At 71.3% G+C, this 25,130-nt stretch carries 18 protein-coding genes; 12 read left to right on the forward strand and 6 right to left on the reverse strand.

Annotated features, from left to right (window positions below):
* Positions 1-2: 2 nt before the first annotated feature.
* Together efeU and ACFYZR_RS02075 are read left to right on the forward strand one after the other, a co-directional pair.
* Positions 3-983 (forward strand): iron uptake transporter permease EfeU, encoded by a 981-nt coding sequence (efeU, locus tag ACFYZR_RS02070; RefSeq protein ID WP_391903603.1) that lies wholly within the window; start codon positions 3-5, stop codon positions 981-983.
* On the forward strand, positions 967-1,827 hold the full coding sequence (locus tag ACFYZR_RS02075) for a hypothetical protein (RefSeq protein ID WP_391903606.1): 861 nt from the start codon (positions 967-969) through the stop codon (positions 1,825-1,827). Before efeU ends, ACFYZR_RS02075 begins: the two co-directional genes overlap by 17 nt.
* 90 nt (positions 1,828-1,917) lie before the next feature.
* Here ACFYZR_RS02075 and ACFYZR_RS02080 read toward each other — a convergent pair whose 3' ends face one another.
* A complete protein-coding gene (locus tag ACFYZR_RS02080) occupies positions 1,918-2,655 on the reverse strand; it encodes a bifunctional DNA primase/polymerase (protein WP_391903609.1) in 738 nt (245 codons plus the stop codon).
* A gap of 230 nt (positions 2,656-2,885) precedes the next feature.
* Here ACFYZR_RS02080 and ACFYZR_RS02085 point away from each other — a divergent pair, with 230 nt between their 5' ends.
* Together ACFYZR_RS02085 and ddaH are read left to right on the forward strand one after the other, a co-directional pair.
* Positions 2,886-3,071: a DUF6243 family protein gene (locus tag ACFYZR_RS02085; RefSeq protein ID WP_391903613.1), complete on the forward strand. Its 186-nt coding sequence runs from the start codon at positions 2,886-2,888 to the stop codon at positions 3,069-3,071.
* A 31-nt stretch (positions 3,072-3,102) separates the two neighbouring features.
* A complete protein-coding gene (ddaH, locus tag ACFYZR_RS02090) occupies positions 3,103-4,008 on the forward strand; it encodes a dimethylargininase (RefSeq protein WP_391903616.1) in 906 nt (301 codons plus the stop codon).
* A gap of 117 nt (positions 4,009-4,125) precedes the next feature.
* On the opposite strand, the gene ACFYZR_RS02095 is transcribed toward ddaH, so the two are convergent.
* Positions 4,126-5,169, reverse strand: a complete 1,044-nt coding sequence (locus ACFYZR_RS02095) for a small ribosomal subunit Rsm22 family protein (protein ID WP_391903620.1) — start codon at positions 5,167-5,169, stop codon at positions 4,126-4,128.
* 10 nt (positions 5,170-5,179) lie between these two features.
* Positions 5,180-6,466 carry a multidrug effflux MFS transporter gene (locus ACFYZR_RS02100; protein ID WP_391903624.1) on the reverse strand — a complete coding sequence of 429 codons (1,287 nt, stop codon included), beginning with the start codon at positions 6,464-6,466 and terminating at the stop codon, positions 5,180-5,182.
* Between the two features lie 156 nt (positions 6,467-6,622).
* On the opposite strand from ACFYZR_RS02100, the gene ACFYZR_RS02105 reads away from it, so the two are divergent.
* The 7 genes from ACFYZR_RS02105 to ACFYZR_RS02135 all read left to right on the forward strand — a co-directional run bounded on the left by ACFYZR_RS02105 (position 6,623) and on the right by ACFYZR_RS02135 (position 16,667).
* Entirely contained in the window at positions 6,623-7,495 is an 873-nt protein-coding gene (locus ACFYZR_RS02105) for a PhzF family phenazine biosynthesis protein (RefSeq protein ID WP_391903626.1), read from the forward strand.
* Positions 7,496-7,663: 168 nt separating this feature from the next.
* Positions 7,664-8,242, forward strand: coding sequence for a hypothetical protein (locus ACFYZR_RS02110; protein WP_391903629.1), 579 nt, complete (start codon positions 7,664-7,666; stop codon positions 8,240-8,242).
* Positions 8,243-8,373: 131 nt separating this feature from the next.
* On the forward strand, positions 8,374-10,482 hold the full coding sequence (locus ACFYZR_RS02115; RefSeq protein ID WP_391903633.1) for an FG-GAP-like repeat-containing protein: 2,109 nt from the start codon (positions 8,374-8,376) through the stop codon (positions 10,480-10,482).
* 271 nt (positions 10,483-10,753) lie between these two features.
* The gene (locus tag ACFYZR_RS02120) at positions 10,754-11,242 is read left to right on the forward strand and encodes a hypothetical protein (RefSeq protein WP_391903636.1); all 489 of its coding nucleotides are present in this window, start codon (positions 10,754-10,756) and stop codon (positions 11,240-11,242) included.
* A 105-nt stretch (positions 11,243-11,347) separates the two neighbouring features.
* On the forward strand, positions 11,348-12,958 hold the full coding sequence (locus tag ACFYZR_RS02125; RefSeq protein ID WP_391903639.1) for a S1 family peptidase: 1,611 nt from the start codon (positions 11,348-11,350) through the stop codon (positions 12,956-12,958).
* A gap of 75 nt (positions 12,959-13,033) precedes the next feature.
* The gene (locus ACFYZR_RS02130) at positions 13,034-14,593 is read left to right on the forward strand and encodes an FG-GAP-like repeat-containing protein (protein WP_391903642.1); all 1,560 of its coding nucleotides are present in this window, start codon (positions 13,034-13,036) and stop codon (positions 14,591-14,593) included.
* Positions 14,594-14,849: 256 nt separating this feature from the next.
* Positions 14,850-16,667, forward strand: coding sequence for an FG-GAP-like repeat-containing protein (locus tag ACFYZR_RS02135; RefSeq protein ID WP_391903645.1), 1,818 nt, complete (start codon positions 14,850-14,852; stop codon positions 16,665-16,667).
* A 60-nt stretch (positions 16,668-16,727) separates the two neighbouring features.
* On the opposite strand, the gene ACFYZR_RS02140 is transcribed toward ACFYZR_RS02135, so the two are convergent.
* The 3 genes from ACFYZR_RS02140 to ACFYZR_RS02150 are packed head-to-tail and all read right to left on the reverse strand — an operon-like array spanning position 16,728 to position 22,796.
* A complete protein-coding gene (locus ACFYZR_RS02140) occupies positions 16,728-18,788 on the reverse strand; it encodes a PIG-L family deacetylase (RefSeq protein WP_391903648.1) in 2,061 nt (686 codons plus the stop codon).
* Between the two features lie 5 nt (positions 18,789-18,793).
* Positions 18,794-21,670: a stealth conserved region 3 domain-containing protein gene (locus ACFYZR_RS02145; RefSeq protein ID WP_391903651.1), complete on the reverse strand. Its 2,877-nt coding sequence runs from the start codon at positions 21,668-21,670 to the stop codon at positions 18,794-18,796.
* A gap of 49 nt (positions 21,671-21,719) precedes the next feature.
* Entirely contained in the window at positions 21,720-22,796 is a 1,077-nt protein-coding gene (locus ACFYZR_RS02150; protein ID WP_391903654.1) for a hypothetical protein, read from the reverse strand.
* Between the two features lie 532 nt (positions 22,797-23,328).
* Here ACFYZR_RS02150 and ACFYZR_RS02155 point away from each other — a divergent pair.
* A complete protein-coding gene (locus ACFYZR_RS02155; RefSeq protein ID WP_391904348.1) occupies positions 23,329-25,119 on the forward strand; it encodes a stealth family protein in 1,791 nt (596 codons plus the stop codon).
* The last annotated feature ends 11 nt before the right edge of the window (positions 25,120-25,130 follow it).

Consider the following 25,130-nt stretch of genomic DNA (forward strand, 5'->3'; position numbering starts at 1 on the left):
GGGTGTTCGGCAACTACCTGATCGGCCTGCGCGAGGGCCTGGAGGCCAGCCTGGTCGTCTGCATCCTCGTCGCCTACCTGGTCAAGACCGGCCGCAGGGATGCCCTGCGGCCGGTGTGGACGGGCATCGCGGTGGCGGTGCTGCTGAGCATGGGCTTCGGCGCCCTGCTCCAGTTCGGCTCGCAGACGATGACGTTCAAGGCCCAGGAGGCGCTCGGCGGCACCCTGTCGGTCATCGCCGTCGGCCTGGTGACCTGGATGGTCTTCTGGATGCGGCGCACCGCGCGGCACCTGAAGAAGGAGCTGCACGGCAAGCTCGACGCGGCGCTCGCGATGGGCACGGGCGCGCTGGTCGTCACGGCGTTCCTGGCCGTCGGCCGGGAGGGCCTGGAGACGGCGCTGTTCATCTGGACGGCCGTGCAGGCGACGAACGACGGTGTGCGGCCGCTGGTCGGCGCGCTGCTGGGGCTGCTGACGGCCGTGGTGCTGGGCTGGCTGTTCTACCGGGGCGCGCTGAAGATCAACCTGGCGAAGTTCTTCACGTGGACCGGCGGGATGCTGATCGTGGTCGCGGCGGGTGTCCTCGCCTACGGCTTCCACGACCTCCAGGAGGCCGACGTCCTGCCGGGCCTGGGGGACAAGGCCTTCGACATCAGCGAGCAGATCCCGGTCGACAGCTGGTACGGCACGCTACTGAAGGGCGTCTTCAACTTCCAGCCGGACCCGACGTGGCTCCAGGTGGCGGTGTGGGCGCTGTATGTGGTGCCGACCCTGCTGGTGTTCTTCGCTCCGGGGCGGACGGGTAGGGTTGCGCCGTCCCGGGCAGTCACGGAGGAGTCGAAGCGCGATGAGGTTCCCGCATCGGGTGTTCCCGCGTCGGGCGGCGATTCTGACGGTGCCGGTGCTGCTGACGGCGACGGCGACCGGGTGCGTGACGGTGCACGGGGAACGGGCGGTCATCCCGGCGGTGAGCGGGAAGGCTGAGGCCGAGAAGGTCCTCCGCCGTTTCACCGACGGCTACAACGACGCGTACCGCAAGCTCGACCCGGCCCTCGTGGACCGGGTCGAGACCGGTGCGCCGGCCGAGATAGCCCGGGCCGACCTGGCCGCGCAGCGCGCGGTGACGCCGGGCGGCAACCCGGGCTATCCGCCGCTCGTCCTCGACGACGCGCGGTTCACGATCCCGAAGATGGCGGGCTGGCCGAAGTTCTTCGTCGCCGACACCCGCAGCAATCGTGACCAGCACCGCTGGCTGCTGGTCTTCACCCGCGCCGACGCGGGCCGGCCGTGGAAGGCCGCGTATCTCTCGCTGCTGAACCAGGGAAGCGTCCCGCAGTTCGCGTTGGACAAGGACGGCTACGCGCAGGCGGTGCCGGGCGGGAACAAGGAACCTCTCGCCGTACGACCGGAGGCGCTCAGCCCCGCGTACACCGACTTCCTGCGCACGGGCGCGGGCGACGTCTTCGCCCCCGGTACGTCCACCACGCAGATCCGCGCGGAACGCGCGAGGCTCGCCCGGACGCCCACGTTCTGGACCGAGTACATCGACACCCCGGAAAAGGCCCCGGGCTTCCCGGCACCGGCCCTGCGCACCAAGGACGGCGGCGCGCTCGCCTTCTTCACGGCGCACCACCGGGAGCGCCGCACCGCGGTCGCGGGCGTCCGCCCGGAGGTCACCGACCCGCGCACGAAGGCGCTGCTGAAGGGCGACCTCAAGCAGGCGGTGACCTACACGCGGGTCTCGGAGTCAGCGGTCGCCATCCCCGGCAGGGGCCCGGTGGTCTTCCTCAACAGAATCGAATCGCTGACGGAGGCGAAGGGGGAGTAGGGCCCGGTTGTGGGCGGGCGTTCCGCAAGGCGGAACGGGCGGGCACAACCGACCACCGGCCCCAGCGCCGCAAGCGAGCCTCAACGCACCTCAGCGCCCGATCGGCCAAGGATGAGCCGGCTCATGATCGTCCTGCCGCTCCCCCGCGTACGCGGCACACGCGTCCGTCAGCGCCTCCAGCAGTGAAAGCGGGTCCGGCAAGGGCCGCTCGGCCCCGAACCCGGCGACCCAAGCCACCCGCTCCTCTCCCGGCAAAAGAGAAGGCGGCAGCAGCACATAGCTGCCCCGGCAGTGCCATCGCAGCCCCGGGTGCTCGTCCATCGTCTCGGGGTGGCAGTCCAGCTCGCAGGGCCACCACTCGTCCTCGTCGTCGGGGGTGCCGCGGGTGGCGGTGAAGAAGAGCATGCGGTCGGGGGCGACGGTGGCGACGGGGCCGGCTTCCACTCCGGCGGCCGTCAGCCGTTCCAGCGCCTGCCGGCCGGCCTCGGCGGGGACGTCCAGGACGTCGTGGGCGATGCCGGTGGCGGTGACGAAGTTGGCCTCCGGCTGGCCGCGCAGCCATTTGGTGACCTTGTCGGCGTCGGTCGAGGCGAGGGTCTGCCAGGCGAAGGAGACGGGGTGCCGGCCGGGGGTGGGGCACCCGATGCGTTCACAGGAACACCCGTAGCCCGAAGGGTGCGCGGCGGGCGCCAGGGGGAACCCCGCGGCGGCCGCGGCCAGGAGCAGTTCCTCGCGGGCGGCGCCGGTCGCCGCCCCCGTGCCCGTATCGCCGCCCGCTCCGCTCCTGGGGCGGCGCAGCCATTGGGAGAATCTGCTCTTGCGTTCCATCTATCCCCTCACTTCGACCGCGGTCTTCGGTCAATGCTGCCACCATCCTGCTCCTGGTGTGACCGCCGGACCTATCCGGGGGGTGTGAGACCGGCCGCGTCGGGGCCCGTTGGAGGAGGACGTGCCCATCCCCGGGACCCCCCAACCCCATTGACAAGACGAACCGTCTCGTTCAGAGTAGAGGGCGTTGCGAGACGGAGCGTCTCGCTGAAAACGGGAGGAGAACCACCATGACTCGAGGCGGATCACGCGGCATGCTCGGCGTCGGCGGCACCCGCAGCAACCTCTCCCGCGCCTCTCTGCGCGGCAACGGCGGAGGCGGCCGGGGGGCGAACGGCGGCACCGACCCGAACGCCCGGAAGCGCGAGCTGCTGCGCGCCCTCAAGGCGCAGCGGAACGGCGACACCAGTAGGTGAACGGGCGGCATATAAACCACCCGTACGGTTCATGCGCCAAGCCCTCACAGCGTGGACCATTTGGGCACGCACGATCCACGTGCGTGCCCAACGCCACCGTGAGGAGCGCGACTTGCGTACATCCCCGCGTGCATCCACTCCGCGCCGCTATCTGATGTGCCCGCCCACGTACTACCGGGTCACATATTCGATCAACCCCTGGATGGACCCGGGCAAGCCGGTGGACCTACAGCTCGCCCTCGCGCAATGGGAGGAGCTCCGCGACCGCTACCGCGCCCTCGGCCACACCGTCGAGGAGCTCGCCCCGCGCCCCGCCCTGCCCGACATGGTCTTCGCCGCCAACGGCGCCACGGTCGTCGACGGACGCGCGCTCGGCGCCCGCTTCGCCCATCCCGAGCGCTGGGCCGAGGCGGCGGCGCACCTGGAGTGGTTCCGCGCCCACGGCTACGAGGCGGTGCGCGAGCCGGAGCACATCAACGAGGGCGAGGGCGACTTCGCCGTCACGGCCAACTGGCTCCTCGCGGGCCGCGGCTTCCGCAGCAGCCCCCTCTCGCACCCGGAGGCCCAGGAGTTCTTCGGCCGCCCGGTGATCGGGCTCGACCTGGTCGACCCGCGCTACTACCACCTGGACACGGCCCTGTGCGTCCTGGACGACTCCACCGACACCGAGGTCATGTACTACCCGGGCGCCTTCTCCGCGGGCAGCCGGGCGGTCCTGGAGCGCCTCTTCCCCGACGCGCTGATCGCGACCGAGGAGGACGCCGCGGCGCTGGGCCTCAACGCGGTGAGCGACGGGAAGCACGTCCTGCTCCCCCAGGCGGCGGTCGGCCTCTTCGAGCCCCTGCGCGCGAGAGGCTACGAGCCGACCGGCATGGATCTGGGTGAGCTCCTCAAGGGCGGCGGCAGCGTGAAGTGCTGCACGCAGGAGCTGAGATAACGGGTCCGGGCGATCAGCCCGTCCGGCGTTTGAGGACCGGGGGTCCGGGGGCGGAGCCCCCGGGAAACGGTGAAAGGGCGGGACTGGGGCATCCCTCCCCGTAGCGGCCCCCGGCCGTCAGTCGTCCCCGGGCGGGGGCCACTCCCCGCCCCACTCCGCGTCGCGCGCCGCGCGGTAGAGCGGCCCGTGCCGCTTGGTGACGGTCTCCCGGGCCAGCCCGTCCTCGCGCGTGCACAGCTCCAGCAGCACCTGCCCCTTGCGGATCTGCGGCTTCCGCACGATCCGCGAGGGCGCCTCGCCGGCCTCGGGAATCTCCGCGTCCCGCACCGCCGCCACGTACGAGAACTTCTCGTCCTCGTAAGGCAGCGATCCGCCCTTCACCTGCCGGTGCAGCGAGGACCGGCTCACCCGGGCGGAGAAATGGCACCAGTCCGTACCCCGCTCAATGGGACAAGCCGCACTGTGCGGACACGGAGCCACGACCCGGAACCCGGCCGCGATCAGCCGGTCCCGCGCCTCGATGATCCGCAGATAGCCCTCGGGCGTCCCGGGTTCGACGATCACGACGGCCCGCGCCGCACGCGCGGCCGCGTCGGTGACCGCGTGCCGGTCGGCCTCGGTGAGCTCGCCCAGTACGTACGAGACGGTGACCAGGTCCGTGCCCTCGGGGAGGACGAGGCCGGAGTCGATGGCCCGGCGCTGCCAGCGCGCGCCGCTCAGCGCCGGCTCGGACCGTACCGTTCCGGCCAGCTCGGAGCCCAGGGCGAGCGCGGGCTCGGCCCAGTCCAGGACGGTGGTCGTCCGTTCGTCACCCGGCCAGGCCGCCGCGACCGCCCAGGTCGCGGCGCCCGTGCCACCGCCGACGTCGACGTGCGTGGCGGGGTGGAGGTCCGGCAGCCGGTCGCGGAAGGCCTCCAGCGCGGACCGTACGGCCTCGAAGGTCGCGGGCATGCGGTACGCGGCGTAGGCCGCCACGTCGGAGCGGTCGCGCAGGACGGGGGTGTGCGTGGGGGTGCGCCCCCGGTAGTTGGCGATCAGGCGCTCGACGGCCTGGGCCGCCTGCTTGGGCGGCAGGCCGTCGAGGAGCCCGGCGAGGGCGGTGCGCAGGGTCTCGCCGGTGACCGGGGCCTCGCCGGTCGGCGCGTGTGCGGGGGCGTGCATTTGCCGAAGTCTATGCGGTGAGCTCGTCCGATCGCCGTCGCCAGGGCCTGCACAGCCCCACGAAGCAGACCACCGCGGCGAGCGCGCAGCCGAGCTGGACGAGGGCCATCGGCACGGCCGTGTGCTCGCCCGCGATGCCGACGAGCGGCGAGGCGATCGCGCCCAGCAGGAAGGTGGAGGTGCCCAGCAGCGCGGACGCCGACCCGGCGGCGTCGCGGGAGCGCATCAGGGCCTGGGCGTTCGTGTTGGGCATGGCCAGGCCCATCGCGGACATCAGGACGAAGAGCCCGGCCGAGACCGGGACGAGCCCGGCCTCGCCGAGGACGCCGGAGGTCATCAGCAGCAGGGCCGCCGCGGCGAGGGTGATCACGGCGAGACCGACGGCGAGCGCCTTGTCGAGGCTGACCCGCCCGACGAGCACCTTGCCGTTGATCTGGCCGGCGATGACGAGCCCGATGGAGTTCAGGCCGAAGAGCAGGCTGAAGGTCTGCGGGGAGGCGCCGTAGATGTCCTGGACGACGAAGGGCGAGGCGGAGATGTAGGCGAAGAGCGCGGCGAAGGCGAAGCCGCCCGAGAGCATGTAGCCGGTGAAGACCCGGTCGGCGAGCAGCCCGCGCATCGTGCGCAGCGCCTGGCCGAGGCCGCCGTCCTGGCGGCGGGCGGGCGGCAGGGTCTCGTCCAGCCGGCGCCAGACGACGAGCGTGAGGAGGACACCGATGACGGTGAGGACGACGAAGACGCCGCGCCAGTCGGTCAGGCGGAGGATCTGCCCACCGATGAGCGGGGCGACGACGGGGGCGACACCGGATATCAGCATGAGGGTGGAGAAGAACCGGGCCATGGCCACGCCCTCGTACATGTCGCGGACGACGGCCCGGGCGATGACGATCCCGGCGGCCCCGGCGAGCCCCTGCAGCAGCCGGCAGCCGATGAGCAGCCCCGTCGTGGGGGCGACGGCGCAGGCGGCGGTGGCGAGGACGTAGACGACCATGCCCACGAGCAGCGGGCGCCTACGCCCCCAGCGGTCGCTCATCGGCCCGACGATCAGCTGTCCGAGCGCCATGCCCATGAGGCAGGCGGTGAGGGTGAGCTGGACGGTGGCTGCCGGGGAGCGCAGGGCGGAGGTGACCTCGGGCAGGGCCGGGAGGTACATGTCCATGGAGAGGGGCGGCAGGGCGGTGAGGCCGCCGAGCACGAGGGTGACGACGAGGCCGGTGCGGCGCGCGGCGGCCGCCGGCTTTGCGTCGCCGGCTGTGCGGCCCTCGTCCACGGCCTGGGAACGGCCGGAGTCCGTCATCGTCTCTCCATGGAAGGTCGAATCCTTGTAGTTTCAAATTACTTCCATGGTGTCATGGCCACGGCCACCAGTCGCCCCTTACGGGGGTGATGTGCGCTACGGAGACGTGCGCTACGGAACGGAATAGCGACCCGGCGGCGAAAAGTTGATCTGCCCATGCAGACGCAGACGAACACCCACGCCACCGGCGACGTCCTCCGTTACACCGCCTTCTCCTCTGACCCGTCCGGCGGCAATCCGGCGGGCGTCGTCCTGGACGCCTCCGGGCTCGACGACTCGGCGCGGCTCGCGATCGCGGCGGGGCTGGGCTACAGCGAGACGGCCTTCCTGACAGCGCCCCCGGAGGGGCTGGGCGAGCCGGGGCGCGCGTTCACGCTGCGCTTCTTCAGCCCGCTGGCGGAGGTGTCGTTCTGCGGCCACGCGACGGTGGCGACGGCGGTCGCGCTGGCGGAACGGCGGGGTCCGGGCGAGTTCGTCTTCGCGACGCCGGCGGGGACGGTGCCGGTGGAGGTCGACGAGCAGCTGCGAGCCACCCTGACGAGCGTGGAGCCGCACACGGAGGAGGTACCGGCGGCGGCCCTGGCGGAAGCCCTGGCAGCCCTGGACTGGCAAGCGGCGGACCTCGACCCGTCCTTCCCCATCCGCATCGCGTACGCCGGAGCACGCCACCTCGTCCTGGCGGCGGCCACCCGGGACCGGCTCTCACGCCTGGACTACGACTTCGACCGCCTGACGACGCTGATGCGCGCCCACGACCTGACGACGGTCCAACTGGTGTGGCGGGAGAGCGGGACGGTCTTCCACGTGAGGGACCCGTTCCCGGTGGGCGGCGTCGTGGAGGACCCGGCGACGGGCGCGGCGGCGGCCGCGCTGGGCGCGTACCTGCGGGAGTACGGCCTGGTGGGCGCGGCGGCCCGGCTCACCCTCCACCAGGGCGCGGACATGGGACGTCCGGGACTGCTGGGGGTGGAGCTGCGGGAGGGCGACCCGCGGGTACGGGTGACGGGCACGGCGACGCGGATCGGCTGACGGCCCGCTCTCCGGCCTTGGGGGCGCCCCCGTCCGACGCGCGCCCCCAACCGGGCCCGCCCCACCCCTGAATGGCCGATTCCGGGTGTACGGTCCGGATGCGCGGGGCGGATGAAGCACCCGGAACGACCGGAACGAGACGGCACCGAATCCGAGGGGGACGGCGACGTGAGCCCGGACGGAGACCCACCTCCACCACCAACGCACCCACCCTTCTGGCCGCGCGTCTGGACGTACTGGGTGACGGGCGGCCTGGCGGTGGTACTGGCGGCGGTGATCCCGGTCCTGCTCCAGAAGGGCCCCTTCGCCCCGAACAAGCCGACCCCGACGGCCTCCCCCATGACCCCGGCACCCCCGCGCCCGGACCTCAACACCACACCCCCACGCACCACCCCACCGCCCGCGCCCCCCACCCAGTCCCCCGTCACCGCCAGGATCACCGGCATCGCCCCCCTGGGCGCGGTCACCCCGACGGTGACCAAGGTCCAGGTGACCATGACCTGGACGGGCCTCAAGGGCCGCTCGGGCTATATCAAGTGGCACACGTACAACGACGCCACCAAGCTCTCCATGAGCGAGGACAGCACCATCAGCACCCCGGCCCTCAACTGGGACAGCACGGACTGGAAGCCCACCTTCATAGTCCCGACGCCGGCGGTCCACTGGCAGCTCCAGGTGACGGCGTACGCCCCGGACGGAACGCAATTGACGACGGGGCACTCGAACTTCACGTTCAACGGTCCGTAGAACCTCTCCGCCGCCCACGCGCATATCCGGTCGAGGAAAGCAGCCGGAGCTGCTTATCATCAAGCCGGATTTGTCGAGCGTGAGGCCATTCGCCCTACGACTCGCGCACGCTCAGCGAGGAGAAGGCAGCAATGGCGAGTCACCGCCGTGCACGGCACGGTGCGCGGGGGCGACGGTCGCTCCGGAAGCTTCCTCTGGTCGTCGTCACCGTGGCGGCGACCCTGCTCGTCAGCCTGGCCCTGTCCCTCACGGCAATGCTCGACGGCTCCGACAGCGCCGATGCCGAGTCCCTCGACGCCGAGGCCAAGCCCACCCCGCCCACCTGGACGCGGACCTGGAACACCGCCATGGCCACGGCCTATCCGTCCGACAAAACGAATGTGACCGGCCGTCAGACCTTGCGCATGGTCGTGCACACCGGCGTCGCCGGGACGGCCTCCCGCATCCACCTGGTGAACACCTTCAGCAAGGACCCCGTGACCATCGGGCACGCCACCATCGCCCGCCAGGCGCACGGTGCCACCGCGACGGCAGCCCCGGTGGCCGTCACCTTCAACGGCCGTCCGAGCACCGTCATCGCGCCCGGCGGGAGCGTGTACAGCGACACGGCCGCGTTCCCGGTCAACGCCGACGAGAATCTGCTGGTCAGCATTTACCTCCCCGACCCGGTCCGTACGGCGCCGTATCACAAATGGGCGCTGACGACCTCCTACACATCCGCGCCCGGGGACGCGGGCGACCGCACCATGGATACGGCGGACGGCGGTTTCACCACCAAATTCCCCTACTTCGCCTTTCTCGGCGGCGTCGACGTCATGACGAACAGCGCCGGCACCATCGTCCTCCTCGGCGATTCACAGACCGACGGTGCTCACACCACGGCCGACGGCAACCGCCGTTGGCCCGACGTGTACGCGCGGGCGCTGGGGGCAGCCGCGGGCCGGGGCAAGCCGATGACGGTCGTCAACGCCGGCATATCCGGGAACCGCGTACTCGCCGACGGCGATCGGGCGGAGGCCGGGCCGAGTGCGCTCAACCGGTTCGACCGGGACGTCCTGGCCGTGCCCAACGTCAAGTCCGTTCTCCTCTACGAAGGCATCAACGACATCGGTCTCGCCGGCTCGACCGCCCCGGAGGTCATATCCGGGATCCGGCAGCTCGCCGCGCGCGCCCATTCGGCGGGGCTCACCTTCACCGTGGCCACGATCCCCCCGTTCAAGGGGTTCGAAAGGTACACCCCGGCGAAGGACAAGGTGCGGCAGGAGGTCAACGATTACATCCGCTCCACCCCGGACATCGACGCCCATGTGGATTTCGACCTGGCCACGCGCGACCCGCTGAATCCCGCCCGGCTTTTCGCCGGCTATTACGGCCGCGGCGACGACCGTCTGCACTTCAGCGACAACGGAAGCCAGGCGCTCTCGGACTCCGTGATCCCCGGCCGCTCCCCCGCCTCCTCCGCCTCCCCCGCCCCCCTCGGCTCGCGTTCCCCGGCGCCCACGCAGACCGTCGTCGCCGATTTCACCGGGGACGGCATTCCCGATCTCCTCGGCCGAGAGGCCGATGGAGAGCTGCGGCTCCGGCCCGGCAACAAGGACGTCGACGACAGCGGCCGCGGCGACGGGACCTTCGGCGGCCCCAGGACGGTCATGCGCGACTGGGACTGCACCCAGACCGTGGCCGGCGACTTCAACGGCGACGGCCACGACGACCTCATGGCCCGGGACCGCGCCGGAAACCTCCAGCTCTTCACCGGAAACAACAACGGAACCTTCGGCAAGCCCAAAAAGGTCCTCGACGGCTGGGCCGTCACCCAGACCGTCGCCGCCGACTTCGACGGCGACGGAATTCCCGATCTCATCGGCCGCGGCGCCAATGGCGGCCTTTACTTCTGGCCCGGCGACCGGAAAACCACCCTCGGGCCGGCTCGGCTCGTCCTCAAGAAATGGGATTTCACGCGGACCGCGGCGGGTGACTTCACGGGCGACGGAAAGGCCGATCTCATCGCCAAGGACAGCGCCGGAAACCTCCAGCTCCTCGCCGGAAACGGCAACGGCACCTTCGCCGGTCCCAAAAAGGTGCTCGGCGACTGGACGTACACCGAGCTCTCGGCGTTCGCCCTGCGCAAGGGCGGTATCGCCCACCTCCTCGGCAGGAGCGCGGAAACGGGCTCGCTCCACGTCCGGTTCAACCTGGGGAACGCCGAGTTCAGCCGCCCCCTGCGACACCCCGACAGCTGATGACGGGCAGGGCCGGTCACCTCGCCCACCGGCCCCAAAAGCGGAATCTGTGATTTCACATCGGGGAATCCAACTCCACTTCAGGCTGCGCCGATCAAGGTGATATCAATAGGGCGCCGGTCCGGCACGTATGCGGAACCAACCATCCCGCTTTCCTTGCCGGACAGGCGTGCAGCAGGCATGTGGCAGGCATGTGTGCGGTACCCGCGCATGCGCTTTTTGCCATACCCCAGACGTTTTCTTAGCGCATTCATTACGAAGGCAAGGAACAATGAAGGTTATTTCCCGCGTGCTGGCGACCGCCGTCCTCGCGAGCAGTGTCGCGGTCACCGGTGCCAACGCCGCGATGGCCGCCGACACCCCGCCGCCCATCGTCGAGGACTTCGAGTACCCGCAGGCGGACAAGATCTTCCAGGAGCGCGGGATCAAGCTGAAGAGCGGCGACGGGCACATCATGCTCGTCAACTGCGACAGCTCCCCGGGCCTGATCGAGGTCTACTCGCGCGGCATGCAGGAGCGCGACAAGGTCGGCCAGGGCAAGTTCTGCTTCAAGGTCAACGGCCCCGCCGGCTACCTGAGCCTGGAGCTGCCGACCGTCTACGGCGCCAAGGGCAACGACTACGCGGTCAAGGTCAACATGGTGACCACCAACGAGTCGAAGTCCTTCGACCTCGACAAGAACAAGTGGACGGCCGTCGGCGAGACCGCCGACCCGCAGGGCCGCGAGTTCACGCTGCTCGAGATCGTCGCGAAGAAGTAACGCGCCGCGTTCTCCCCCTTGGTGGCGCGCGGGCGGCATCCGCGCGCCACCGGTCGTTCCTCCAGGTCGTCCAGGTCGTCCCTCAAGGTTCGTAAGGAAAGCAACATGTCTGGCAAGGGTCCGCGCGCCGCGTGGATAGCAGGACTTATCGCCGGTTCCGTCGCGACAGGTGCGTTCACGGCCGTTCCCGCCCACGCCGTCGTCGGTGACGCGGCCAGGGACGGGCAGTACACGTCCACCGCGAAACTCGACATCGGCGGCGGGAAGCGCACCTGTACCGGCACCCTGGTGGAGAGCCAGTGGGTGCTCACGGCCGCGAGTTGCTTCGCGGACGACCCCTCGCAGGGCTTCCGCATCACCGCCGGCGCTCCCAAGCAGCGGACCGCCGTGACCGTCGGCCGTACCGACCTCACGGGGACGGCCGGCACCACGGTCGACGCCGTCGAGCTCGTGCCCCGTGGCGACCGCGACCTGGTCATGGTCAAGCTCGCCAAGCCGGTCACCGGTGTCGCCCCGGCCCCCGTGAGCTCCACCGCGCCCCGGCAGGGCGAGGACCTGCGGGTCACCGGGTTCGGCCGGACGAAGGACGAGTGGGCCCCCACCCGCCTCAACACCGCCACCTTCGGCGCCGGTGCCGTCGCCGCCACCACCGTCGACCTGGCCGCCAAGGCCCCCGTCGCCGCCGCCCTCTGCAAGGGCGACATGGGCGGCCCGGTCCTCCGCGAGACCAACGGCACCGCCGAGGTCGTCGCCGTCGCCACCGCCTCCTGGCAGAACGGCTGCTGGGGAACCGACGGCACCCAGACCCGCACCGGCGCCGTCGCCACCCGCGCCGACGACGTGGCCGACTGGGTCCAGCAGACGTACGCCCAGACGCTGCTGGCACGACGCGGCTGGGGCAACGCCGCGCACGTGGCGTCGGGCTACTTCACCAGCGAGCCCACCGGCAAGCGCCGCATGGACCTGTTCGTCGCGTGGAAGGACGGCTCCGCCAGCCTCTTCCAGGGCGCCGACTACGACAACCCGAAGTACCCCTTCACCCGCGAGATCCAGCTCGAGGGCGCCGGAAGCTACTGGAAGTACGCCGACGCGGTGACGGCCGGTCGTTACAGCGACAGCGGTACCGACGGTCTGACCGTCCGCTGGGCCGGCGGCAAGCTCTCCACCTACACCCACGTCGACGAGAAGGGCTTCCACGAGGAGAAGACCCTCGCCGAGCCCGGCTCCTGGTGGTCCCACGCCCGCCTGATCACCTCCGGCCGCTTCACCGCCAACGCGCTGCGCGACGACCTCCTCGTCCTCTGGGAGGACGGCTCCACGTCCATGTACACCGACACCGGTGTCAACGGCGTGAAGAAGGAGACCCAGCTCACGCTGAAGGACGACGGCTTCAAGAACGCCGTCCAGATCAACGCCGGTGAGTTCACGGGCGGCAAGACCGCCGACCTGATGATCCGCTGGAGCGACGGCCAGACCCAGATCTTCCCCGGCGGTGACACCAAGAACGACCACAGCCGTATCCAGGTCACCCCGGTCGGCTACCACTGGACGCACGCCGCCCAGATCACCGTCGGCAACTTCACCAAGCCCGGTGGCCCCCTCAACGACATCCTCGTCCGCTGGGACACCACCGACCTCAGCTACTACCCCGGCGTCAACCCGAGCACCATCCCCTCCACCAGGGGCCCGTACGGCGAGGTCCAGCTCGTCGGCTGAGCCGGGGCCGCACTGTTGACGCCGTTTCACCACGCCTCGTACTCATGCCGGTACAGGGCACTTTCAGGAGCACAGTTGTCTCAGATATCCCGGAAGCGTTCACACACCGCGTGGACGACCGCCGCCCTCGCCACCGCCGTCGCCGCCGGCGCCCTGACCACCGCCACCCCGGCGAGCGCCGTCGTCGGTGACGCCGCCAAGGACGGGCAGTACGCGTTCACCGCGAAGCTCGACATCGGCGGCGGGAAGCGCGCCTGCACGGGTGCGCTGGTCGACCCCATCTGGGTGCTCACCGCCGCGTCCTGCTTCGCCGACGCGAGCGGCAACGTCACCCCCGGCGTGCCCGCGCTGAAGGCGACGGTCACTGTCGGCCGTACCGACCTCGGGAGCACGGCCGGCACCGTGACCGAGGCCGCCGAGGTCGTCCCCCGCACCGACCGTGACCTGGTCGCGGTCCGGCTCGCCAAGCCGGTCGCCGGCGTCACGCCCGTCCAGGTGTCGACCGCCCAGCCGCGGCAGGGCGAGGACCTGCGCGTCACCGGCTACGGCCGCACCAAGGACGAGTGGGCCCCCACCCGCCTCAACACCGCCGCCTTCGGCGCCGACACCGTCGACGCCAAGACCGTCGGCCTCGCCCCCAAGGCCCCGGCCGACGCCTCGCTCTGCCAGGGCGACATGGGCGGCCCGGTCTTCCGCGAGACGAACGGCACTGCCGAGCTCGCCGGCGTCGCCACCGGCTCCTGGAAGAAGGGCTGCTGGGGCGGCAACGACGCCGAGACCCGTACCGGCGCCGTCGCCACCCGCGTCGACGACATCAACAGCTGGGTCCAGCAGCTTCGCCTGTTCAACAAGCTCGACCAGCTCACCGGCGTCATGACCTCCGGCGACTTCAACGGCGACGGCCGCGCCGACGTCGCCGCCGTGCTCAAGGACGGCTCGCTGGTGGCCTACTACGCGGGCGCCGACGGCACCCTCGAGTACGGCCGCGACCTCTGGTACGACAAGACCTGGGACGGCAAGCAGCAGATCATCGCCGGTGACTTCAACGGCGACGGCATCACCGACATCGCCGCCGTCGCCCCCGACGGCAATCTCCACCTCTACGCCGGGAAGCCGGACGGCAAGCTCGCCTCCGCCAAGAAGATGTGGACCGACACCTCCTGGGGCAAGATGACCGCCATCGCCCGCTACCGGGGCGACGGCTGGCAGCGCGACGGCCTGATCGCCCAGTGGGACGACGGCTCCCTGTTCTCGTACCCGACCGGGGCCGACGGCGTGCTGACCGGCAAGAAGACCGAGATGTGGCGCGACAAGTCCTGGACCAAGAACTTCATCGTCACCGGTGACTTCAACGGCGACGGCCACGACGACATCGTCGCGGGCGCCAAGGACGGCAGCCTCCACCTCTACGCCGGCAACGGCAAGGGCTCCTTCGACAACGCCCGTTCCATGTGGCGCGACAAGTCCTGGGGCACCATGCAGAACGTCCTCGCCGGCGACTTCGACGGCGACGGCAAGCCCGACCTGATCGCCCGCTGGGCCCGCACCATCATCGGCCCGGGCAAGGTCTACCTCTACGCGGGCGACGGCAAGGGCGCGCTGGCGGACGCGCGCTCGGCATGGCCGCGCTCGTAAAATGTCCTGAATAAGCATTGAGGTGGAGGGCATCGGCACCGAGTGCCGATGCCCTCCACGTGTTGGCGGTAAGGAGTCGGGACGGATGAGATACCCCCTGTCCTCGTCAAGTGGCAGGTACGTTCGAGCGACTGCGGCAGCACTGCTCATCTGCGGAACTCTCACGGCGTACCCCGCGGCAGCCGCACCACCCACTCCCTGGACCCGGACATGGGGCACCGCGCTGGCCACCGCTGCGCCTGCCGAAGAGTCCGGCGTGACCGGCCGGCAGACCCTGCGCATGGTGGTGCACACGACCGTCGCGGGCGGTACGGCGCGGATCCAGCTGAGCAACACCTTCGGCCAGGAGCCGGTGACGATCGGGCACGCCACCCTCGCCCGCCAGTCGAGCGGCTCGTCCGCCACCGACAGGCCGGTGACGCTCACCTTCGGCGGCAGCCGGGAGGTGGTCCTGGCACCCGGACAGAGCGTGTACAGCGACGCGGCGACCTTCCCCGTGAAGGCCGACGAGAACCTCCTGGTCAGCGTCCACCTGCCGAACCCCGTGAAGGCGGCGCCGTACCACCCGGACGCCTGGACCACGTCGTACATATCGACGCCAGAGGACACGACAGACCACACCGACGAGCCATCCGGCGCGAACCTCCGCACCGAGTACACGCACTGGGCGTTCCTCAGCGGCCTCGACGTGACGGCCGACAGCGGCGTGGGAACGGTCGTCGCGATCGGCGACTCCCAGACGGACGTGGCGGCGACGACACCGGACCGCGACCGCCGCTGGACCGACGCCTACGCCCGCGCCCTGCGCGCCCAGGGGCACCCGATGGGTGTGGCCAACGCCGGCATTTCGGCGAACCGCGTCCTCTCGCGGGGCGCCCGAGCCGCGTACGGCGAAAGCGCCGTCGAGCGCTTCGACCGCGACGTCCTCTCCGTCCCGAACGTGAAGTCCGTCGTCTTCTACGAGGGCATCAACGACATAGTCAACGGCGCGAAGGCCACCGACCTCATCGCCGGCATCCGCCGACTCGCGGACCGCTCCCACGCGGCGGGCCTCCCTTTCACAGCGGCCACGATCCCGCCCTTCAAGGGAAACTGGAACTTCACTGCGGAAAAGGAAGCGGAGCGCCAGCAGGTCAACGCGTACCTCCGCACCACCCACGAAATCGACTCATACGTCGACTTCGACGCAGCCACCCGTGACCCGCTCGACCCTGCCCGCCTTTTCACGGCCTACCGCGCCGACGCGGACAAGCTCCACTTCACCGACAACGGCACCCAGGCCCTCGCCGACACCCTCTCGGGCCCGGTCCCGCCGACCCCGTTCACCCCGAACTTCTCGCAGATGGCAGCGGCGGACTTCACGGGCGACGGCACAGCCGACTTCATCGCCCGCGACAGGAACGCCAACCTCTACATGTGGCGAGGCCTGGGGGACGGCACCTTCACCCGCCCCGACCTGGACCACCCCATGACCGACGGCTGGAACTTCACGGAGACGAAGGCGGCCGACTTCACGGGCGACGGAAAAGCCGACCTGATCGCCAAGGGCACCGACGGCAACCTGTACTTGTGGGCAGGCCGAGGAAACGGCACCTTCGAGGCGCGACGAGTGATCCGCGCCGACTGGAACTACACCCAGACCGCTGCCGCCGACTTCAACGGCGACGGCGTGGCCGACCTCATCGCCCGCGACGCCAAGGGCAACCTCTACCGCTGGACGGGCCGAAGAGGCGGCACCCTCAGCGAGCCGACGTTGATGTCGGGCGACTGGAACTACACCCAGACCACGGCAGGCGACTTCACCGGCGACGGCAAACCGGACCTGGTGGCGCGCGACACCGCCGGCGACCTCCACCTCTGGAAGGGCGACGGCGACGGCACCTTCACCCGCCCGGACCTGACCAAACCCTTGACGGGTGGCTGGCACTACTCGGAAACAACCGCCGGTGCCTTCTACGGCGGCGGCACGGCCCATCTACTGGCCCGGGACGACGAGTCGGGCGTCCTGCGGGAGTGGGTGAACAAGGGGAACGCGGACTTCAGCCGCCCGCTGCGGCTGACGGACGGGTGGTGACGCGTAAAGGGGCGGGCCTCACCTCCTTACCCAGGAGGTGAGGCCCGCCCCTTTACGCGCTCACTTCACCCGCGCGCTGTGCAGCTTCCCGTCCGGCCCGAGCCAGCCCAGCAGCGGCTTGTCGCCGGAGCCGGAGCCCATCGCCAGGCCCGCCGTGCCCACCACCGCGCCCGGCACCGTGGACCAGCGGGGGGCTCGATTACCGCCACCGGTCCCGATCGTGGCGAGGCTGGTCGAGCCGTCGTTGTTGCGGGCGGCGATCATGGTGCCGTCACCGCCCACGGGGAGCACGGTCAGGGCGCCGAAGCCCCGTCCCGCCAGGTCGACGTTCTCGCGCTGCCAGGTGTCGCCGCCCGCCGGGAGGCGGTAGGCGACGATGTTGGTGGACTTGGCCTCGCGGAAGACCAGTTGGACCGAGCCGTCGCGCTTGGCGAGTGCGGCCGGCGGGTCGACGGAGGCGGGCAGGGTGGAGCGGTCGAGGGAGAAGGGGCCGCCGGGGGTCTGCTGCTCCCAGTGGTAGAGCGTGTCGTGGCCCGCGCCGAAGAGGTGGACGCGGCCCTTGGCGTCGGTGATCGCGGACAGGCCCTCCTGGACCTCCGCCTCGGGCAGGTCGGTCCACGGGGACCAGGAGCCGTCGGGCTGCTGCTGCCGGGTGGCGACGCCCTTGGCCCAGTTGCGGGCGAAGAGCTGGAGGGAGCCGTCGGCGTTGCGGGCGACGACGGGGCCTCCGACGCGGCGGCCGCGGGCGGGGTCCTGCTCGGGGTTGCCGAGCGAGGTCCAGTCGCCGAACGAGCCGCCCTTGGCGTCCTGTTCGGTCGTGACGATCTCCCGGCGGTTCTCCTCGGGCTTCACGCCGAGGCCGGCGATGCGCTCGGCGAAGAGCTGCCAGCGGCCGTCCTTGGTGAGGCTCGCCGTGAGCGTGGGCAGCAGCTGGCCGCCGCCGAGGAGCTTCGGGCCGTCCCAGGTGCCGCTGCCCGGGGCGGTCTCCTGCCACATGGCGGCCTGCTGGTCGAGGACGCCGAAGGCGGCCAGGCGCCCGTCGGGGCCCGGCAGCATCCAGGTGGCGTTGCCGGGGTAGCGCGGGGTGGTGCGCTGCATCCAGCCCGTGCCGTACGAGCGGTCCTGGCCGACGTCGTAGTCGCCGCAGCCCGCGGAGAAGCCGCACGAACCGGGCTCGCCGCCGTAGATGTTGAGGACGTCGGCCTTGCGGCGCACCACGGAGACGGGCAGATTCCGCGACCAGCGCTCGTTGTAGTAGCCGCGGTAGGCGGCGACTACGTAGTGCTGTCCCTTGCCGGGGCCCTTGTAGCGCTGGAGCGCGGCGTAGGTGAACTGGGCGACGGCCGTGTGGTCGGGGTGGTCGGAGTAGCCGCGCTGGTCGTGGTGGAGCCGGTGGGTGTCGTCGTGGACCTGCATGTCGGGGTCGAGGTCCATGGTGCGCACCAGCGTGGGCCTGAAGCGGTCGAGGACACCGGTGAGGGCGTCGGTGACCTGGGCCTTGGTGATCGGGCGGGTCTCGGTCACGGTGGAGCCGGTGGCGACCCGGTTCATGCTCTTGGCCTTGGGGTTCGACCAGAGGGTGGTGACGCGGACGTCGGGCTGGCCCGGCCGGTCCTGGGTGTGCTGGGCGATGCCGAGGAAGACCAGGGTCACGGCGGGGTTGTCGGCGAGGCTGTCGGTCTCGGCCTTCAGGCCGCCCGGCAGGTCCAGGGTGCCGCGCTTCCACTCGGCGTGGGCGTTGCCCGTCGCCATGAACGCGTAGGCCTGGCGCAGGCCCTGCTGGCGGGAGCCCGCGTAGCCGGCGAAGTCCTTGCGCGGCTGGTCCTTCGAACCGGGCACCTTGTTGATGCCGTTGGCCTCACCGCTGGTGAAGTAGACGCTGACGACGCGGTGTTTGCCACCGATCGACTGGTTGACGTCCGGGTTCATGAAGTACAGGTCGTCGTCCGGGTGGGCGACGATCTGGAGCGTGGTGACCGCGCCGTTCGACCGGTCGGCCGCGACGTCCCCCTGGGCGGTGGGGGACGAGTGCGGCGTACCGGTCGAGCAGCCGGCCACGGCCAGGGCGAGGGCCCCGGTCAGGCCGGTCAGGAACGTCCTCCGGCGGAAGTCCATGGCCATGGCCGTCACTCTCCACCGTGGACAAGGCGGCGGTTGCGCTCGGAGCCCTTCTCGAACTGCGAGGCGACGGGGAAGTAGCTCCCGAGGAACACCGCGAGCGCGTCGAACTGCTCGTCCTCGGGGACGTCGCCGTCGTGGTAGTCGTTGATGCAGAACACGTCGTGGGAGCGGGTCGCCAGGATCCGGTGGAGCCGGATGTGGTGTTCGCGCAGACCGACGTTCACGAACGCGGAGCTGATGGCCCCGGGCATGCTGCGGCCGGTGAAGAGCCCGTACCAGTGGTGCAGCGACGAGGCGATCGCGAGGTCGGTGCGGGCGCGGAACTGCGCCGACGCGGTGAGCTCCATCTCCTCGGGGAAGCGCTCCTCCATCTCCTCCAGGGTGCTGCGGCGCAGCGGGTGGGGGGTGTGGAGGAAGGTGTTGGCGACGGTCTTGCCGAATTCCTTCTCGATCAGGGCCCGGTTGTTCTTGGCCGCGGCGAAGACGAGGTCGCTGTCGAGCGAGGGGTCGCCGGCCGGGATCGCGGTGGGCGACATGAAGCACTTGGCCGCGCCCGACCCGTGGAAGAAGGACTCGGGCTTCATCGGGCGGCCGAGGAAGACGTCGTCGTTGAAGTAGAGGATGTGCTCGGCGATGCCCTCGATGCGGTGGATGCGGCTCTCGATGGCGTGCGAGTTGAAGGAGGGCAGCTTGCCGGTGTCGCCGAAGGCCTCCTTGTGGCTGACGACGCGCACCCGGGGGTGGTCGGTGTCGAGCCAGTCGGGGGTCTGGTCGTCGGTGAGCAGGTAGATGGTGCGCACCCAGGGGGCGTGGAGGTCGAGGGAGCGCAGGGAGTAGCGGAGCTCGTCGCGGCTGCGGAAGCGGGCGGAGCTGCCGGCGGACTCGGCGGCGAGGATGCCGTGCTCGGCCTGGGTGCGCTCCTTGCGGGCCAGCCACTCGGGGTCGGTGCCGTCGACCCAGGTGTAGACGACGTCGATGGGGAAGTCGACCTCGTCGACGAAGGTCTTGGCGAAGGCGTCGAGGGTGCGGTAGTCGCGCTCCCCGATGCGGGTGACGGCGGCCTTGGTCAGTTCGGCGCGGGGCAGGGTGGCGCCGTAGCGGGTGTTCCCGGGGACGGTGACGGTGGTCTCGTCGTCCTCGGTGTCCTGCCAGAAGACGACGTCGCAGCCGTAGACGCCGCTGACGCGCAGCTGGCCGCCGCCGGTGAGGACGGGGCGGAAGACGCGGATGCGGGTGCAGTTGGCCGGGATGACGTCGGGGGTGAGGAAGGAGGCGAGGACGGTGCGCAGCACCGAGCCGCGGTCGTTGAGCAGGCCCGCGTAGACGGGTTCGTCGCGGTAGCGCTCGGCGAAGTCGGCGACGAAGGCGTCGCGGTCGGCGCCGTCGACGGTGATGGTGTGCCGCAGCATGGCGGTGGGGGTGAGCGCGTAGGACAGGCCGAGCGCGTCGAAGACGTCGACGGCGAGGTCGAGGTTGTCCCGCATCACCTCGAAGGGAGTGGTGTTCTCCTTGATGAGGCAGATCTGGCCGCCGGCCCGCTTGACGTCGGGGCGCGCGGCTTCGATGCGCACTTCCTGGGCCTTGTGGGCCACGTCGGAGAACGGCCGGTCGACGCCCTTGGGGACGGCCGCGCCGGCGATGCCGCCCTCGGCGTCGGCGGCGGCCTGGAGGGCGCGGCGGCGGGCCTTGGCGGCGTCGCGGTCGCCGCTGTCGCGGTCCTTGGCGAGCTCCTCCAGGAGGCGGCTCCACTCCTGGGCGACCTGGCCGCCGGTGTAGCGGCCGGAGTTCTTGTGGGCCTCGGCGCCCATCTCGCGGCGGAGGTCGTCGTCGTCCATCAGCCGGGCGAGGGCGTCGGCGAGCTCGCCCTCCTCGCCGAGCGGGACGAGCAGGCCGTCGCGGCCGTCGGTGAGGATCTCGCCGGGGCCGTTGGGGCAGTCGTAGGCGACGACGGGCACGCCGGCGGCCTGGGCCTCGACGAGGACGAGGCCGAACGCCTCGACGCGGGAGGTGAGCATGGCGATGGACGCCTTGGCCCACTCCTCGGCCATGTTGGCGGTGGAGCCCACGAGCTGGACCTGGTCGGCGACGCCGAGGTGGGCCGCGAGGTTCTTCAGCGCGCGCATGCGCGGGCCGCCGCCGAGGACGCGCAGGGTCCAGCGGGGGCGGTCGGCGGCGACGGTCGCGAAGGAGCGGATGGCGTGCTCGACCTGCTTCTCGCCGGCCAGGCGGGCGCCGAGGACGACGGTGCGGGTCTCCAGGGTGGAGCGGGGGCGGAAGCCGTCGGGCAGGGCGTTGCCGATGGTGGCCAGGCGGGGGGCGCAGCCGCCGAGGGTCTCGGCGAACCAGTCGCGGGTGCGGCTGGTGAGGGAGACCAGGGCGTCGATGTGCGAGGTGTACATGCGCAGCGGCTCGCCGGTGACGCCGCGGAGCTCGGAGACGCGGTGGTCGAGGTGGACCGTGAGCACCCGGCGGGGGGCGAGCTGGGCCATGTACGCCATCAGGGCCGGGGTGGTGGAGACCAGCACGTCCGTGTCGATGGTGTGGAGGGCCTCGGCGAGCTCGAGGTCGGCGAGGCGGTTGAAGACGCCTTCCCACTCGGGGCGGACGAGTTCGCTGGGGGTGGCGGCCAGGCGCCGGTAGGTGGCGGCCATGTCGGAGCCGGAGGCCGCGTCGCTCCGCACGGGGCGCTGCGCCTCGCCGCGGGCGTCGACGAGGTGGCGGACGCGCACGGCACCGCTGTCGAAGAACGCCTCGTCCTCCGTGCGGAAGACGCTGAGGATCTCCACGTCGTGCTGCCGGGCCAGCAGCTCGGCGAGGGTCATGGTGGCGCGTTCGGTCCCGCCCATCGTGTCGGCGGAGGTCAGCAGAAAGGTGATTTTCACGTGCGGCCTTCGTGGTGTGCGGCGGTCCGGTGGCGGTGTCCCGGTGTCCCTAGCGGGGACCGGTTGCGCCGGCGGCTGGTGTGCGCGGGGTGCAGACGAGCTGGAGCGCGCCGCGGCGGGTGTACTGGGGCTTGACCTGGACGAAGGTGCCGTCCGCGGCCCGTACGGTGAATTTGGGCGGGGTGACGACCTGGCGCGGGGAGCGCAGGTCGTGCTCGCGGCGGCCGATCTCCAGCGGCTTGGTGCCGCGGGCGCCGCGGGGCAGGCGCAGGGTCAGGGTCTGCCGGCGGGTGGTGTCGATCAGTTCGGCGAGGGGCACGGTCAGCCGCCAGGCACTGGAGTCGCCGGGCAGCGGCTCGGCGGGCCGGCGGTCGAGGGCGTGCTTGCGGTCCAGCTCGGCGACCTCGACGACGGGGCGTTCCCCCTCGGCGATGGCCGTGCCGGAGCCGTAGATCGCGAAGAGGACGCCCACGCCGCTGAAGGAGCGCTCGACGCGCAGCACCTCGGCGCGGGCCCGGGCCGGGGCGACGGTCAGGCGCAGCTGGCCGGCGGGGGTGATGCCGAGCCGGTGGCGGCGGCCCGTGACGGCGCAGGTGGCCAGGGCGCGGGTGGGTCCGGTGTAGGTGGGGGCGCCGTCGCCGAGGAGGCGCAGGCGCAGGGCGGCGCGGCCCTCGTGCCGGGCGGGCTCCAGCTCCAGGGAGAGGTGCCAGCGGCCGGGGGTGACGGGGACGCCGCCTAGGCACTCGCCGAGGAGGGTGGTGGCGGTCACGGAGATCTCGCCGTTCTCCTCGCGGCCCAGTGCGGCCTCGGCGCGCAGGCGGGTGGTGCCGTTGACGAGGACGATGTGGGCCGTGGTGCCGGTGTCGCCCTCGGGGAGGGTGCCGGCGGGCAGCGTCGCGTGCAGGTTCAGGGTGTGGCCGTCGAGCACGGCGGCGTACTGGACGCGGGCCGCGGAGCCCTGGGAGGCGGGCATCAGGACGGAGTCGACGTAGGTGTCGCGTCCGGTCGCGATCCCCGTGTTGACCCGGCGGCGGACGGTCTGGCCGACCTTCCAGGCGGGGCTGCGGGTCAGCGCGATACGGGCCGACTTCTTGATCACGCGCAGGGCGTGGCGGGGCGCGGTCACGGGCGCACCCCGCGGCCGCTGGGGGTCATGATCTGAGCGTGCACCCATTCAGGGTAAACGTCGGCGGGGGCCGCGCCGGAGGGCGGAATCGGATAATTCCCCTACCACCCCGGTTCTACGGGCACGTTACCGGGTGGTGAAATACCCCACAGGGCGACGAGGCAACCAAGCGTGCCCGGCGGGCGTGGATCCCTTGAGGGGCACGGCCGGGAGCGGTGCGCGCGGGCCGTCTCCGGGCGCCCCCCGGCGGCGCCGGAGGGGCATCGGGGCGGTGGCCTGCGATTGCCTCGCCGTTGAACGCTCTGGTAATTACTTGAGTCTCTGTCTTTTTCCGGGCCGGTCGTCACGGGACGTACTGGTTGTTTTACGCGTTGTGCCGCATCGGCAGATGCGGCCGAGGGGTTGAACGATCTTGACTATCGACCATTCGACCTCGGCCCCGGCCGCCGCGGGCACGGGCGGCTCCGTCCCGGCCCAGCGCACGGACGACGCCACGCCGCCCGCGCCCGCATCCGCCTCGGCTCCCGCTCCCGTGAAGCGCGGCGCCAATCCCGAGAAGTCCGGCCTGGTCAAGGCCTACCGCCGGCTGCTGCCGGAGAGCGCCCGCCGCGCGATCGCCCAGCGGGTCTCCGTCGAGACCCGCGGCGCCCTGATGCAGCACATGGCCGACTCCCTCGACCTGGAGCAGCGCCGCCAGAAGCTGCGCGGCAAGCGCCTCCAGCGCCGCTTCGCCGCCGACACCTCCGATGCGGCCCAGCCTCGTGTGGTCCTCGTCGACGGCAAGGCCCACATCGCGCTCGTCGACCCCGAGCCGACCCCGCACGGCTCCCGCGCCGCCGCCCTGGACCTGGTCTGCACCGCGCTGGAGCAGGCCGGGATCGACTACTTCTGCGTCCGGGCCGCGACCACCGAGTCCGCCCCGGTCGTCGCGGTCGCCGCCGCCGACCGCCGCCGGGTCCAGCAGCAGCTGGCCCGGCTGTGCGCCCGAATACCGGGCTATGTCGCCCCGGTGAACCGGGAGAACGCGCCCGGTCAGGCGCTCCCCGGCTTCGTCCCGGGCACCTGGCGCCAGGTGGAGAAGAGCCCGGCCACCCGGGTGACCTGGTTCCGCACCACCGCCGACGGCTCGTTCGTCCTGGGGCAGGAGCACGGCTGCGACATCCAGTTCTGGACGCGCGAGGAGGGCCCGCACGGGCCGCTGCTCGTCGCGCCGCGCCGCAACGGCGTGGTCGAGGAGGTCCCGGCGGACGGGAGCGACGCGTCCGTCGACGCCCCCGTCGAGCTGTTCACCGGCCCGCTGGGGCACGCGCCGCGCCCCGGGCGGACCACGGTCCGTACCCGCCCGCAGTTCACGATCCGGCTGCCGCAGGACATCACCTTCCCCATCGACGTCGTCTACACCTGGGTGGACGGCAGCGACCCCGTCTGGGCCGCGCGCCGCGCCAAGGCCCAGGGCGCCGACACTGGCGTCGAGGAGCTCCACGAGGAGGCGGCGAACGACGCGCGCTACATCAGCCGCGACGAGCTGAAGTACTCGCTGCGCTCGCTCCACCAGTACGCGCCCTGGGTGCGCAACATCTACCTGGTCACCGACGACCAGACGCCGTCCTGGCTGGACACCTCGCACCCCGGCATCCACGTGGTGAGCCACAAGGAGATCTTCTCCGACCCCGACGTCCTGCCGACGTTCAACTCGCACGCCATCGAGAGCCAGCTGCACCACATCGAGGGCCTGTCGGAGCACTTCCTCTACTTCAACGACGACGTCTTCCTCGGCAACCCGCTGACCCCGCAGACGTTCTTCCTCTCCAACGGCCTCACGAAGTTCTTCCCCTCCCCCGCGCTGGTCCCCCTCGGCGAGCACCGCCCCGAGGACCCGCCGGTGGCGGCGGCCGCGAAGAACAACCGGGCGCTGGTGGAGGAGGAGTTCGACACCACCTTCACCCAGAAGATGCGGCACGTGCCGCACGCGCTGAGCCGCGCCGTCCTCACCGAGCTGGAGGAGCGCTACGCCGAGGCCCACGCGGCCACCGCCGCCGCGCGCTTCCGCAGCCCCGAGGACCTCTCGCTGGCCTCCTCGCTCCACCACTACTACGCGTACCACCAGGCCCGGGCGATACCGTCCGACCTCCGCTACGTCTATGTGGACCTGGCGCACCAGAACACCTCGCGCCGCCTCAACCGCCTGCTGGCGCAGCGCGATCTGGATGTCTTCTGCATCAACGACACGGTGTCCACGGCGGAGGACCTGGCGCGTACGGACGCGCTGATAGCGCCGTTCCTGGAGGGCTACTTCCCGGTGCCGAGCCCGTACGAGCTCTAAAATCAGGCGGC

The organism is Streptomyces sp. NPDC001678 (assembly GCF_042892945.1).
Lineage (GTDB): Bacteria > Actinomycetota > Actinomycetes > Streptomycetales > Streptomycetaceae > Streptomyces.